This is a genomic window from Embleya hyalina, from assembly GCF_003967355.1.
Lineage (GTDB): Bacteria > Actinomycetota > Actinomycetes > Streptomycetales > Streptomycetaceae > Embleya > Embleya hyalina.
The window spans coordinates 739,883-753,131 of record NZ_BIFH01000013.1 but is presented as its reverse complement, the minus strand read 5'-3'; the positions used below and the strand labels follow the sequence as shown (position 1 = coordinate 753,131).

General features: G+C 71.5%; 14 protein-coding genes. 4 read left to right on the top strand and 10 right to left on the bottom strand.

Annotated features, from left to right (window positions below; genetic code table 11):
* The first annotated feature begins 290 nt into the window (after positions 1-290).
* A complete protein-coding gene (locus tag EMA17_RS03320) occupies positions 291-620 on the top strand; it encodes a hypothetical protein (protein WP_126635317.1) in 330 nt (109 codons plus the stop codon).
* 43 nt (positions 621-663) lie between these two features.
* On the opposite strand, the gene EMA17_RS03315 is transcribed toward EMA17_RS03320, so the two are convergent.
* From EMA17_RS03315 to EMA17_RS51590, 7 genes are all read right to left on the bottom strand, one after another.
* On the bottom strand, positions 664-1,563 hold the full coding sequence (locus EMA17_RS03315; RefSeq protein WP_126635316.1) for a TauD/TfdA family dioxygenase: 900 nt from the start codon (positions 1,561-1,563) through the stop codon (positions 664-666).
* Positions 1,564-1,826: 263 nt separating this feature from the next.
* Complete coding sequence (locus tag EMA17_RS03310; RefSeq protein ID WP_126635315.1) at positions 1,827-2,558, bottom strand: DUF4232 domain-containing protein; 732 nt, start codon at positions 2,556-2,558, stop codon at positions 1,827-1,829.
* Between the two features lie 536 nt (positions 2,559-3,094).
* Positions 3,095-3,595: a hypothetical protein gene (locus EMA17_RS03305; RefSeq protein WP_126635314.1), complete on the bottom strand. Its 501-nt coding sequence runs from the start codon at positions 3,593-3,595 to the stop codon at positions 3,095-3,097.
* Entirely contained in the window at positions 3,592-3,912 is a 321-nt protein-coding gene (locus EMA17_RS53760; RefSeq protein ID WP_246126407.1) for a hypothetical protein, read from the bottom strand. Before EMA17_RS53760 ends, EMA17_RS03305 begins: the two co-directional genes overlap by 4 nt.
* Positions 3,913-4,294: 382 nt before the next feature.
* Positions 4,295-4,525, bottom strand: a complete 231-nt coding sequence (locus EMA17_RS03295) for a hypothetical protein (protein WP_126635313.1) — start codon at positions 4,523-4,525, stop codon at positions 4,295-4,297.
* Between the two features lie 467 nt (positions 4,526-4,992).
* Positions 4,993-6,039: an agmatine deiminase family protein gene (locus EMA17_RS03290; protein ID WP_246126406.1), complete on the bottom strand. Its 1,047-nt coding sequence runs from the start codon at positions 6,037-6,039 to the stop codon at positions 4,993-4,995.
* Positions 6,040-6,241: 202 nt separating this feature from the next.
* The gene (locus EMA17_RS51590) at positions 6,242-6,475 is read right to left on the bottom strand and encodes a hypothetical protein (RefSeq protein WP_160161295.1); all 234 of its coding nucleotides are present in this window, start codon (positions 6,473-6,475) and stop codon (positions 6,242-6,244) included.
* A 256-nt stretch (positions 6,476-6,731) separates the two neighbouring features.
* Between EMA17_RS51590 and EMA17_RS03280 the strand changes: the two genes are divergently transcribed.
* Positions 6,732-7,661, top strand: a complete 930-nt coding sequence (locus tag EMA17_RS03280; RefSeq protein WP_126635311.1) for a leucine-rich repeat domain-containing protein — start codon at positions 6,732-6,734, stop codon at positions 7,659-7,661.
* Between the two features lie 42 nt (positions 7,662-7,703).
* Here the strand turns inward: EMA17_RS03280 and proP are convergent, their stop codons facing one another.
* Positions 7,704-9,119 (bottom strand): glycine betaine/L-proline transporter ProP, encoded by a 1,416-nt coding sequence (gene proP / locus EMA17_RS03275; RefSeq protein ID WP_371862952.1) that lies wholly within the window; start codon positions 9,117-9,119, stop codon positions 7,704-7,706.
* A gap of 285 nt (positions 9,120-9,404) precedes the next feature.
* Here proP and EMA17_RS03270 point away from each other — a divergent pair, with 285 nt between their 5' ends.
* Positions 9,405-10,454, top strand: a complete 1,050-nt coding sequence (locus tag EMA17_RS03270) for an AraC family transcriptional regulator (protein WP_160161294.1) — start codon at positions 9,405-9,407, stop codon at positions 10,452-10,454.
* Between the two features lie 133 nt (positions 10,455-10,587).
* On the opposite strand, the gene EMA17_RS03265 is transcribed toward EMA17_RS03270, so the two are convergent.
* Entirely contained in the window at positions 10,588-11,436 is an 849-nt protein-coding gene (locus tag EMA17_RS03265) for an MBL fold metallo-hydrolase (protein WP_160161293.1), read from the bottom strand.
* 626 nt (positions 11,437-12,062) lie between these two features.
* Here EMA17_RS03265 and EMA17_RS03260 point away from each other — a divergent pair.
* Positions 12,063-12,254, top strand: coding sequence for a hypothetical protein (locus EMA17_RS03260; protein ID WP_126635307.1), 192 nt, complete (start codon positions 12,063-12,065; stop codon positions 12,252-12,254).
* Positions 12,255-12,492: 238 nt separating this feature from the next.
* Here the strand turns inward: EMA17_RS03260 and EMA17_RS03255 are convergent, their stop codons facing one another.
* A complete protein-coding gene (locus tag EMA17_RS03255; protein WP_246126405.1) occupies positions 12,493-13,233 on the bottom strand; it encodes a class I SAM-dependent methyltransferase in 741 nt (246 codons plus the stop codon).
* Positions 13,234-13,249 lie beyond the last annotated feature (16 nt).

Below are 13,249 nucleotides of genomic sequence, written 5' to 3'. Positions count from 1 at the left end.
CTTCACGTCGATCGCCGATCGTGCCTTTCGACCCTCGCGGCATTTCTCCGAACATACGAAAAATCAACCAGTCGGTTAGTCGAATGGGCAAGAACAACGACACCGCACAACACGAAAGAGTGAACGGCGCTGGACCGCCCGGCGGGCCGAAGAGGCTCCCCGGCGAACCCCGCTGGTCGCGCGTCGAGACCGACGACCCACTCCGACCGGCACCGGCCCGCCCCGGAGCCCGTCGTCGCCCAGCCCGCCGTTCAGGGGTGCACGTCGAGCATGCGCGTCACCGACCGACGGTGCCCGTGCCGGGCGCACCGCCGGAACTGGCGGGGTACGGCTTGGGCATCGCGCCGTGGAGGTTCGGCTGCGGCACGTTCTGGGGTTACAGCGCGAGCACTCTGGGGGCCGCCACCGCGGCCTACGCGAACGCCACCGGCGGCACGCAGGCCGCGATCGGCATCAACCTGGAGCGCTACCAGACCCTGGGCCCGGAGGGAAAGCCGCTCCTCCATCCCATCGACGCCGCGCTCCTCGACCACCTGGAACAGGCGCTGTGCGGGCGACCGTCCACCACCCCGGTCACGGCCGTGCCCTGGCTCACCCCGGTGGCCGTGACACCCCCCTGATCGCCCGCGGCCGGGACCGTCGTCGGATGGTGTCGGGTGCGGTTCAATCGGCCCAGGCTCGGGCCAGGCAGCGGTGTCGGAGCGGCTCGGGGTGGTCGACGAAGGAGGTTCGACCGTGCAGGACGGTGGTGTTGTCCAGCACCAGGACGTCTCCGCGCCGCAGCGGCAGGCGCAGGAACAGGCTTTCGTCGCGAAGTACTTCGTCGACGGCGTCGAGGGCTTCGATCCGGGCGTGTGTCAGTGGATCGCCGGCCGCCTCGTGCCCGCGGTCGATCTGGTGACGGTTGTAGTGCACGGTCAGTCGTCCGCCCGTTCGAGTGAGGACGGGTCCGGTGCGTGCGAGGTGCGCCTCCGCGCCGAAGTGGAAATCGCGGCGGAGCGTGGGCAGGGCGGCGGGATGGTCGGCCGAGAGTCGGGCATGGATGGTGTGGCCGCTGATCAGGAGGGAGTCGCCTCCCGTGATCGCCGGTCTGACGCACAGGAGAGCGAGCAGGCGAGGGGGCCCGGGTGGCCCCGCGCGGTCGGTATGCGGGGCCAGTGCCGGATGGTGCGCCGGACCGCGTGCGGCGTCATGGCGCTCGTCGGGTGCGAGCGGCCCCGTGGTCAGGATGTGGTCCATCGGTGCGGCGGACTCCGGTGGACGGGGTGACCCCACCAGGGACAGGACCGATCGGCACAGGTCCGCGCATGCCCGATCGGTGAGCCCGTCCAGGGGCAGACCGCGCACGACCGCCAGTCCCGGGCCCTCTCGCAGGGCCGACACGAGGCGGCGTCTCACGTCGTCCCTCGCCTGGAAGTACGTCGCGGCCCCCACGTCGTCCGTCGGCCGGGCGAGGTGTGCCGCGCCGGCGGGCCGGGACGAGAGGTGGATGAGCCAGTCCTCTTCCCGCAGCGTGGCCCGGTCCCAGCGGCGCCGCCGTTCGACGGCGGGTTCGTCCTTCATGGATACTCCCTGCCTCGCGCCCGACTTCCCGCCCCGGACACGGGCCCGGTCGGGCCGGCCGGCGGATCCGGATCGGTGACAACCTTCCCCGCCCGACAACGGCGAAGCGGCACCGACGCGGCCGCCCGACGCGGATACGTCACGAATCGGGTCGGCGACACCGGCTCGCCCCGTACGGTCTCGGGCACGAGACCGTACGGGGCGGTGGCGAGGCGTTCCTCAGGTGGATCCGCGAACGGCGGAAGGCCGCTGACGGCGACCGGTCAGCCGCCCTGGCCGGCGCTGCCGATGGGGCCGACATCGACCGGGGAGCCGGCGCCGTCGACGACCGGAAGGGTGGGCGTGCCGGGCCAGTTCAGGGTGATGGTCTTGGTCTCTCCGGGCGGGGTGACCTCGAGGCCTGTGATCTTGACGCCGAAGTCGCCGGTGGCGCCGGAGGGGTAGGTGACGCCGAAGGACACCGACGTGTCGCTCTTCAGGACGAACGCGTCGGCCGGGGCGCCGACGCGCTTCGCGGACAGGGGTCCCTTGGCGGTCTGGAGGTCGACGCCCGCGAATCCGGACATCGTGCAGTTGTGGCCGATGTTCTTGAACGTCACCGCGACGGTGAGTTCGTTGTCGCCGCCGATGGTGGCGTCCTGCGCGGTGGCCCGCAGGTCGTCCGTGCGGCACTTGCCGATCGAGCCGTTGCCGCCGGAGGTCGTGCCCTGTCCGCCGGAGGTCTTGCCGGCGGAGTCCTTCCCGGAGGACACCTTCCCGGCGGGTTCCGTCCCGCCGGCGCCCGCGCTGCCTCCCGAGTCGGTATTCCCGGTGCCGCTCCCGGTGCCGCCGGTGGTCGACGCCGCGGGCGAGGCGGCCGGCGGGACGACGGGCGAAGAGCCTTGCGCGGCCCCCGAGTTCGAGTTCGAGTCCGAGCCCTGGCACGCCGTCATCGACATCGCGCCGCCGAGCACGGCCGCGGAGACGAGGAGAGCGGTGCGACGGTTGCGGAACATGAACGACCCCTTGATAGCCGGTGGTTGGAGCCGAAACCCGCTCGACCCCTCGGTGCCTGCTCGACCACCATGGCGGAGCCGCCGGCCCGGGCGATACCCCGGTCGTCGCACCACGACACCGCTGTCACAGCCCGGTGACATGGTCACGAGAAGGAATGCCAACCACCGCGACCGACCCCGCCCGAAACCCCGACGACACCGCGTCGTCCCTGGTCACACCCATCACAGCCCGCCCCGAACGACAGTGTTACAACAACCCGCCCACCGAAAACCATCGGCCGGCGGGGGGCTGGGGCGTGCGCTCGTACCGCCGAAGCCCGCGCCGGCGCCGGGCACTTCGCTGTAACGGTGGGGACGCGCGTGTCGTGCCACCGGGCAACGTCACCGCCGCGCAAGCGGACACCGGCATTCGTACCGCCCCACGGCCTGGCGCGGCAACCCACATGTGGGGCTGCCCCGGCCGGATGCCGGCGGGCTCGATCGCCCGGGACAGCGCTTCGGTCACCCGTGCGTGACGATCCCCGCGTCCGGCCCGCTCATCCTGCGCAATGGGGTACCGGGGGCCGGGAACCGGCGCAGTCGTCGGGGGTGTTCGCGGTGATGAGGGTGTCCGTGGTGGTGAGGACGCCACCGCCGCTGCCCGTCGCACCGTTGCGAATGGTGAGGCGATCGATGACCAGGCGTCCGCGCTGTTCGACTTCCAGGATCCGGAAGGCCGCGGTGTCGACCGACGGGCTGCGGTCGACGACGGCGGTCTCGGGCCCCGGGGAGCCGATGCGGATGTTCCCGGTGACCGCTTCCAGACCGTTCACGCCCCCGTACGGCTGCGCGACGGTGTAGGCGCATCCCGGCTGGAGCACGATGCTCCACGACGTGCCGGGATCCTCGTTCGCCGTGTGGATCGCACGGTTCAACAACTCGACCCGATCCGCGACGCACGGAACACGAACGACGTGCTCCGCCGCCCGGGCCGGACCCGGGGTGACGCGTTCGGGCGGGGGGCGTGGGTTTTCGGTCGGGCGACGGGGTTCGTTCATGCGATCAGTGGGCACAGCGGTTCGGCGGTGCCGTGCTCCATCGACAGGGTCTTGGTGCCCGAGGCGGCGATCTCCAGCGAGTAGACGCCGTCGAGGCGGTACAGGCCGCGCGGCATGTTGCCGCCGTTCTCGGCCCAGCCGGCCGGCACCGGGCCGCGCGCACGCCACATCTGCGAACCGTCGGTCCGATACTCGACGAGCGCGCTGCCGCTCGCGTCGACGTCGGTGGACGCTCCGGTGTTCGTGTTGGTGATGCGCAGCACCAGCGGACCCTTGTAGGCGACGAGCCTCGGTCGGCCGTCGGGGTGGGTGTCCACGACCTGCTGAAGTACTTCATCGACGAGCGTCGTGCTGTGCGTCGGGAAATCACAGCGGAACCCGGCCGGCCAGTCGTAGTCGGGCGTGGGCGGTGCGGGTTCCCATCCGTCGCCCGACGACGCGCGGCCCGCGGCTACCGCGGTCCTGCGGGAGCCGACACCGCCTGCGAGCTTCCGGCGAGCATGGCGGCGAAAACCCCGATGGCAACGAGCGTGCGACGCACGGAACCTCCCGTGAAGACCGACTGCGGACCCGCGCGGCGCGGAACTCCATACTCGCCGTCGACACCCACCGAATTCCGACCACGCGCGGAGGCTTCGCCCGGACGGCGGTACGCGCGACGGCATTCGGCCGCCCCGGCGGGCCCGTCCGGTACGAGGGTCAGTGGAAGGTGCGGGTGGACTCCGGGGCGGTCAGGCCCGCGGTGGTCTCGGCGCCGGCGCCGTGCACACCCCAGATACCGCCCACCGCGCGGGCGTCCACGGTGTGCGCGCGTTCGGTGGCCAGGCCCTCCACCGTGGTCGTGCGGCACGCGGCGCGTCGGGACACGACCACGGTCAACGCCACGACCACGACGGCGAGAGCGGCGAGCAGGACTGCGATGACGACCATGAGTGGCTCCGATCACCGAACGGTTGCATGTGTGCTCGTCGTACCCACCACACGGTTCGGCAACCGGCGCCGATCATGGCCTCGGAGCGGTGCTCGGCCTCGTCCCCCGGGCGGCTCGGCCCGACGGCCGCCCCCGCCCCGGCACGTGGACCGGCGGGGCGGCCGTCGGGCCGCGACCGTCACGAGTCGGAGCGGAATGCCCCGTGGACCCGCACGTCGGCCGCGATCGACGTCCGGTCGTCATCGAACAACCGCGCGTCGGCGTTCGGCATCCCCGAGAACGCGGACTCCCCGTCGACGTCGAGACCGCCGGCGACGAAGGTCGGGCGGCGTGCGATTCGCCTCCGGCGTCCACCCGGCCGCCGACGGCGAGGTCACCGTCGATGACGGCCCTGCCCCCGGTGTGCGGCTCCCCTCGTCCGGCGTTCGCCGCCGGGTGGGGGTCTTCGGACGGTACGGGGTGCCGGCTACCGTGCGGTGGGCAGCGGTTCGTGCATGGTCGAGCAGTGGATGCCGCCGCCTCCGGCCATCAGCCGGTCGACGTCGATCTGGACCACCGTGCGGCCGGGGAACGCCTCGGCGAGCGCTTCCTTCGCGGCGGCGTCCTTGGCGTGGTCACCGAATCCGGCGGTGACCACGCCGCCGTTGACGACGTGGAAGTTGAGGTAGGAGTCGACGAACGAGGAGCTGTACGAGCGCACGGTGTCGGGCCCGTGCACGGGGACGACCCGGAGCCGGCGACCGCGGGCATCGGTGGCTGCGGACAGGATGGCGAACTGTTCGCGGGCGTCCCGTGCCCAGGCGTCGTTGCGGTCCGGTGGCGGCAGTTGGACCATCACGACGCCGGGCCGGACGAACCGGGAGGTGACGTCGACGTGGTCGTCCGTGATGTCCTTGCCCTTGATCCCCGGGAGCCAGATCATCTGCTCCGCGCCGTAGGCGTGGAGCACGGCGTCCTCGATCTCGTCCCGACGCATGCCGCGGTTGCGGTTCTTGTTGACCAGGCTGCTCTCGGTGGCCATGACGGTGCCGTCGCCGTCGGTCTCCACCGCGCCGCCCTCGCCGACGAAGCCGGCGCGCGAATACCGCAGGCCCAGCCGGCCGGCCAGGTGCTCGGCGACAAGGGCGTCGTCGTCGTGGACCTGTTTGTCGCCCCAGCCGTTGAAGTTGAGGCCCACCGCGTCCAGTCCGCCGCGTCCGTCGTAGCGGAACACGGGGGCGATGTCGCGCATCCACAGGTCGTCGACGGCGATGTCGGTCGTCACCTCCACCCCGGAGCCGCACCGGGAACGCGCCTTCCGGGCCGTGTAGTCGTCGGGCGCGCACAGGACCACCGGCTCGAACTCCGCGATCGTCCTGGCGATCAGCGCGATGTCCTCCTGGACCTTGCCCAGGCGCAGCCCCCAGACGCCGCGGCGCCACGGCCACGACATCCATGTGCGCGCGTGCGGCACCTCGTCCGCGGGCACCCGATGGCGGCCGTCGGGGTAATGGTCACCACTGCCGTGGGTCACGAGGTCTCCTGTTCGGACGTGGCGATGCGGACGCACCCGGGGAGGGACGCGATACCCGGCGGCCCTCCGCGACACACGCACGCGAGGCCGCGTGCATCGACGTCGGGTCCGGTCCACATAGCCTACCTGACTGAAAAGTCAGTCAGATTCACGGATGGGTGCGGGCGCGGTTCGACACGCTGCCGCTGCCCGGGGAGCGCGCTCACCTCGCCGGCGCGGCGGGCGCGGGGACGTATGTCCGGGCGGGGCCCAGGGGCGCCTCGAGGTCGGGGACGAAGAGATCGGGATGGTGGCGTTCGAGCAGGCGGTGGTGGGCTTCGGTGAAGTGCTCGCGCCAGGCACCCACCGTCAGGTCGGGGTCCGGGGTCGGCGGGATCGCCAGGTCCCGGGCCGGCGTGGCGTCGGGTCGGCCGAGGGCGTTCAGGAGGCGGCGCAACGCCTGCTCGCGGGCCCCGGTGGTGCCTCCGTTGCCGGGGCCGGCGAGTTCCTCGTGGCTGATCGCGCAACAGCGAGACGGCGCGCACGTGTTCGCCGCAGTCGACCAGCGCGCGGGCGAGGGTGTCCCGGACGATCTCGCGTTCGACGCGGACCCCGCCGACGTCTGCGGCCGACCACTCTCCTCTCGCCGTCGGTGCGGCCAGCGCCTCCCCCGGATCGACATCGGAACGCACGCGGCCGCTACGGTGGGTTCCGTGGGTTGGGGAGATTGGCAGCGGCGGGCGTACGACAGGGTGGCGGCCGAACTGGCCCGCACCGAACCGGACATCGAGGTCGTCCGCGTCAACGAGTGTGATCTGCCCGCACTACCGGACGAGCTGTGGCGCCTGCGGCGGCTGCGGCACCTTTCCGTGCATGCCGATCACCTCCACGAGATTCCCGCCGAGATCGCGCGGCTGACGCGGCTGGAGCGTTTGGAGATCTCCGCACCGATCACCGCCCTGCCGCCCGAGATCGGCCTCCTCGTACAGCTGCGCGAGTTGAACATCACCAGCGGCGAACTCGCCGAACTGCCCGCCGCGACCGGCGAGCTCCGCCGACTGGAAGTGCTCCAGGCCCCATCCGCGCCGCTGAAGGCCATCCCGGTGGAACTCGGCCGACTCGCGTCCCTGCGCCATCTGGTGCTGAACGGCGCTTCACTGGAATCCGGCAAGATCCCGGCCGCGTTGTGGGAACTCGGTGAACTGCGCGAACTGGCCCTGCCGGACTGCCGGGTCGACGAACTACCGCACGGCATCGGGAACCTCCGTGCGCTGCGCCGGCTCGACCTCGACAACGGCATCCTCAGCGACGACGACGGGCTGTGGTCCGCCCCACCCGTCGACCTGTGGGACCTGACCGCGCTCGAAACACTGATCCTCCCCCTGAGCGGCCTCACCGACGTTCCGCCTGCCATCGGGCGCATGACCCGGCTCCGGTACCTGGACCTGAGCGGGTGCGATGTACGAGCCCTTCCGCCGGAGACGGCCCGCCTCGTCGGCCTGGAGCACCTCGACCTCAGCTGGACCCTGGTACGCGCCGTGGACCCGGCCGTGCGCGACCTGCCACGCCTGCGGGAGCTCCGCCTGAGTCGACGCGACGTCGATCAACCGGCGGCTTCGCCCACGCCCTCGGAGCGCGGGTGATCCGCCGTCCGCCATGCGGCGGTTCGGTACATCCCGGCCCGGTCATCGCTGTGCGGCGATCAGTTCACGGGCCTCTTCGACGGTCTCCACCGCCGGTGGCGAACCCATCAACGGCTTGCGCGCCGTCTCGGTCATCGCGAGCGCGGCGACCAGGCCGACGGCCGCCGCGAGCATCATGTAGAAGGCCGGCATGTAGTCGTTGCCCGTCCCGTCGACGAGCGCCTCGGCCACGAACGGGGTGGTGCCGCCGAACAGCGAGACCGAGATGTTGAACCCGACGGACAGCGCCCCGGAGCGGATCTCGGTCGGGAACAGCGCGGGCAGCGCGGCGGACATCGTGGCCAGAAAGCAGACCAGAACCAGGCCCAGGATCAGCAGGCCGATGAAGATCGGTACCAGGGCGCCCTGCTTGATCAGCGCGAAGCACGGGATCGGCAGCACCATGAAGCCCACGCACCCGGCGATGATCACCGGTTTGCGGCCGATCCGGTCGGTCAGCCCGCCGAGCGGATGGATCACCGTGAGCAGCACGATCATCACCACGACGATCTGCAGCAGGCCGTGCGTCTCGTCGTAGCCGAGGGTGTCCGAGAGATACGTCGGCATGTAGGACAGCAGCATGTAGTCGTTGATGTTGTACGCCGCGACCAGCGCGACGCAGATGACCATCGCGCGCCGCTGGCCGAGGAAGATCCGTTTGAACTCGCGCACCGTCTCGTTCCCGTGCGCGTTCACCCCGGCGTCCGTCCCGGTCTCCGCCGACTGCTCCATCACCTTCGCGAACGCCGGCGACTCCTCCAGCCGCAGCCGCAGGTACAGCCCGATCACGCCGATCGGGCCGGCCACCAGGAACGGGATGCGCCACCCCCACGTGCGCATCTCGTGGTCGTCGAGCACCGCCGTCAGCAGGGTGACCAGGCTCGCCGCCAGGATGTACCCGATCAGCGTGCCGAATTCCAGGAAGCTGCCGTAGAACCCGCGTCTCTTGTCGGGCGCGTACTCGGCGATGAACGTACTCGCGCCGCCGTACTCGCCGCCCGCCGAGAATCCCTGGAGCATCCGGAACAGGATGAGCAGGATCGGCGCGAGAAAGCCGATCGTGCCGTAGCCGGGGATCAGCCCGATGCACAACGTGCCGCTCGCCATCATGAGCATGGTGATCGCGAGCACCTTCTTGCGCCCGATCCGGTCGCCGAGCGGCCCGAAGAAGAAGCCTCCGAGCGGTCGGACCAGAAAGGCGGCGGCGAAGGTCGCGAACGAGGACAACGTCTGCGCGGTGTCGTTTCCCGAGGGAAAGAACACCTTGCCGATCGTGACCGCCATGTAGGCGTAGATGCCGAAGTCGTACCACTCCATGGCATTGCCGAGCATGGTCGCCTTGACCGCGGTGTCCACGGTCTTGGCGTCGACGACCGTGATGTCTTCCTCGCGCACCTGTCTCCTTCGTCGTCGGACCACCCCCGCGCTCCAGGTTGGGGCAGGCGGTCCCCGGAGAGGTGGCGCGACACAGGATTTTTCACAAAAGCCTTGATTTACTTGAAGATCGGGCAAACCTTGGATTTTCGGAAGAAGGAGGCCCCGTCGGACGTCGCCCCGGCACCGGTGCAAACGGTTCGGGCACCATGACCTCGCCGGCCCACGGGCGCGGGTCGCCGGCCGGAAAGACGGTGTCGCGTTCGTCGTGGCGCGATTCGGTCGTGATTCCGCAGCGGGAGACGGAATCCGCATCTAGGATTGCCGACCGTGCACGAATGGACGGTTTCGGCGCACTGTGCGCGGTTCTTCCGCGCGCTTGTGCGCGATTCGGGTGGGGATTCCGACCGGTTCGACGAACTTCCGGGGCTTTCGTCGGAGGACCTCGGCGATGATCTGATACGCGTTCCGACCACGTCGGCGGTCGCGCTGTGGGAGCAGTTGGTGGTGGCCGGATCCGGTCCCTTCGTCGCCCTGCGCCTCACCGACGCGGCCGGCATCGGGACGTTCGGGGTGTGGGACTACCTGAGCACCTGCGGCCCCGATCTGCGTACGGTGTTCGCCACCGCCGCGGAATACTTGAGGGTGGTCGGCGACGCGGACACGCGGATCGAGGGCATCGAGGACGGTTCGCTCTACACGCTGCGGCAGTCCGTCGGGGTCGACGTCCCCGATGTGGCCGAGGCCTTCGACCTGATGACGCTGGCCGTGTTCCTGCGCCGGGCGGGCGAGGCCACCAGGACGCCGCTGGTCCCGCTGAAGGTGACCCTCACGCATCGCGCCCCGGCCGGGGTTCGCCGGCACGCCGAGCACTTCGGTACGCGGAACATCGAGTTCGAGGCGGCGGCCAACTCCGTGACGTTCCGGCTCGACGACGTCCGGCGTCCGCTGCCCGGCTTCCAGCCCGGCCTCGACCAGGTGCTACGCGGCTACGCGGACCACATCATGGCGACGTCTCGCGCCACGCCGACCTGGCGGGAGCGCTTCCGCGCGGCCCTGGACTCCGCGTTCCGGGACGACGCGGTCGCCCTCGACCGGGTCGCCGCCCGCCTGAACATCAGCGGCCGCAGCCTGCAGCGCAGGTTGTCCGCGCACGAGACGACCTGGCGCGGCGAGGTCGCGGCCGCCCGCGAGGAGCGCGCGTTGAAGCTGCTGCGGGAGACCGATCTGCCGCAGCAGGCCATCGCCGCCCGCGTGGGCTACACGGACGCCCGCACGCTCCGCCGGGCGGTGCGCCGATGGCGGGGCGAGAACCCGTCGGCACTGCGGGCCCGGCCCGACCCGGCCGGGCCGGGCATCGCGGAACCCCTGTTGGGCTGAACGGCCCGGCCGAGCCGGGTCGTCGGCCGTGGCACGCGGCGTCCCGAGGCCGCGCCGGGGCCGCCGTTCCGGGGACCGGTACGGCGGGCGTTCGCGGCGGGCGGGTGGTGCGGTCGCGGGGGACGGCCGCCCGTCAGGACGCGGCGAGTTCGGCCGCGACGGCGTCGGCACCCAGGGCGATCATCCAGGACAACGGGGCGTCCGGCGCGTACTTCTCCATGACCCGGGTGAGCTCTTCCTTGGCCTCGTCGGTGAGGAACGGCTTCCCGTCGGCCAGGCGGGCGACCTCGGCGCGGTGGCACAGCAGGTAGTCGCGCTGTGCGGCGAGGACTTCGACGCCGGTCGGTGCGCCGTGGCCGGGCAGGAGTACGGCGGCGTCGACGAGTTCGGTGGCGAGGGTGTCCAGGACCTCCAGCCACCGGGCTCCGTGACCGTCGGCGGTGTAGGAATGGGTGCCGTGGAAGGCCAGGTCGCCGATGAACGCCACATCCTGCTCGGCGGTGTCGGCACGGGCGAGGAAGACGCTGTCCGCGTGACTTTCGGCGGGGCCGAGGTCGCGGGCGGTGTAGCGGACACCGTCGAGGGTGACGGGGTCGCCGTCCTTCAACCGCACGGTGGGGAAGGCCGTGACGGCGGGCCATTCGTCGCCGTAGACGGGTCCCCATTGGGCACGTTTGGCGTCGGAGATGTCGCGGATGACGCGGTCGACGGCTTCGGTGGCGTAGACGGGGACGTCGCGACCCTCGACGAGGGCGTGGACCCCGTTGAAGTGGTCGGGGTGTGCGTGGGTGACGAAAACGCCGAGGAGCGGCTTGCCGAGTGCGTCGACCTTGGCGACGAGTGCGGCGATCTCGGAGTTGAGGAGGTTGGTGTCGACGACCACGACGCCTTCGTCGGTCTCCACCAGGTAGGAGTTGACGAGCAGGCCGGCCTCCGAGGCCGTGTGCGTGTGGATGGTCGGACCGTGGGGGTCACGGGACATGGCGGATCTCCAGAGGACGACGCGTTGGCGCGAAAGGCGTTGCGCAGCAAGGACGTTGCGCGATGCCTCCGGGCGTGCCGGTGTGTTCCGCATGCGCCGCCCGGACAGGACGTCGACGGGGATCGGGCTGGCGTTCCCCGGCTGCGGAACGAACGTAGTTCCGCGCGGGGCGGGCATCCTGGGACACGATGCGCCGCCCGGCGGACGGAACGCGCCAACCGCTCCGGGAGTCGCGGCCACGCCGGGGACGTCGTGGCCGCCGAACGCGAATTCCGCCGAGCCGAAGCCGAGTTCGGCACCACCGTCGACCGAAGCGCACGCGGGGGAACGGGCGTTGGACGATCGCGCTCGGCGCAGCGGCGGCGCTCCGGACCCGGCTCGGACGCCTCGAGGTGCCGCGTGCCCGATCGTGACCGCGTTCGGCGGGCCGGAGGACGTCGGGCCGCCGGGCGTGCGGGTGACCACCGGGAGCGGTCCGGTGCCCGTGTGCGCGACGGTCGAGGTGTCGGTGTGGGTTCACCGGGATCGACGGCGACACGGCCCCCGTTCGGGTCAATGCGGGGGTTCGGCAGGTGTTGGCGGGTGTGATCGTCCTTGAGATCCGAACACGAACCATAGGAGAGATCATGCGTATTCGTACCCTTGTCGCGGCCGTCGTCCTGACCGGGATCACCGCGATCGCCGGTGCCGGGACCGCACAGGCCGACGCGTTCGGCGGCGAGGTATCCGAGACCGTCGTCGCGTTCGGCGAGGGCGGCCACCACGGCGACTTCTTCTTCGTCGGCGACGGCGACGCCGCCTTCGGCTTCGCCGGCTAGCCGACCTCGCCCCGGCCGGCACGGGGCCGGCCGGACCGGTCACGGGCGGCGGAGGTCGGCGGCACGCCGACACCGACGCCGCCCGCGACCGGATGGCCCACACGGCCGGGTCGACAGCCGAGACATCCGCTCCGACCGGCGCTTCGCCCTGGTGTTCTCGGCGACCGAGCGGCGGCTTCGTGGAGCTTGGCCAACGTGCGGGAGTGGGCCGGCGAGGTATGTGTCGGGGACTTGCGGGTCACGGTGAGCCAAGCACGGCTCGATGGCACTCGGTCACATAGGGCACCTCCGTCGGGCGCTCCGCGTCGAGCAGGGCGCGGACCCGTGACATCAACTCCTCCCGCGCCGCGGGCTCCAGCGTGATCACATAGCTGCGGGAGGCGACCATGTCCACGATCTCCCCGGTCGACAGCGGATGGCTCCAGCGGAGGTCCCGCCGCTCGACGGGCCCGAACGGCGCGCCCACGTCCTCCACTTGCCGGGCACGCGTCGGTGCCGCGGCGCAGTCGCGCAGGATGCGGTCGAGTTCCGCCACCCAAGGCACCGACACGTCACGGAAGTTCCACACCAGGCCCAGCCGCCCGCCCGGGCGCAGCACCCGGGCGGCTTCCGGGACGGCCAGCTCCGGGTTCACCCAGTGCCAGGCTTGCGCACAGACCAGGACGTCCACGCTCGAATCCGGAAGCGGGATCGACTCCCCGGTCCCGTCCACGACCCGCACGTCGGGAAGCACGCGCGAGAACTGCTCGCGCATCCCCGCCGAGGGCTCCACCGCGACGACCTCCCGGCCCGCGGCCCGCAGTGCCCGGGTCAGCTTGCCCGTGCCCGCACCGACGTCGACCACGGTTCGCGCGTCCCGGGGCACCAGCCAGGCCACCGCCTCCGGCGGGTAGGGCGGGCGGCCACGCTCGTAGGCGTCCGCCGCGGCCCCGAACGACCGCGCCCGACGGAATTCTTCCCGGTCCTCGGCTCTCGTCATGTCCGGCATCCTGCCC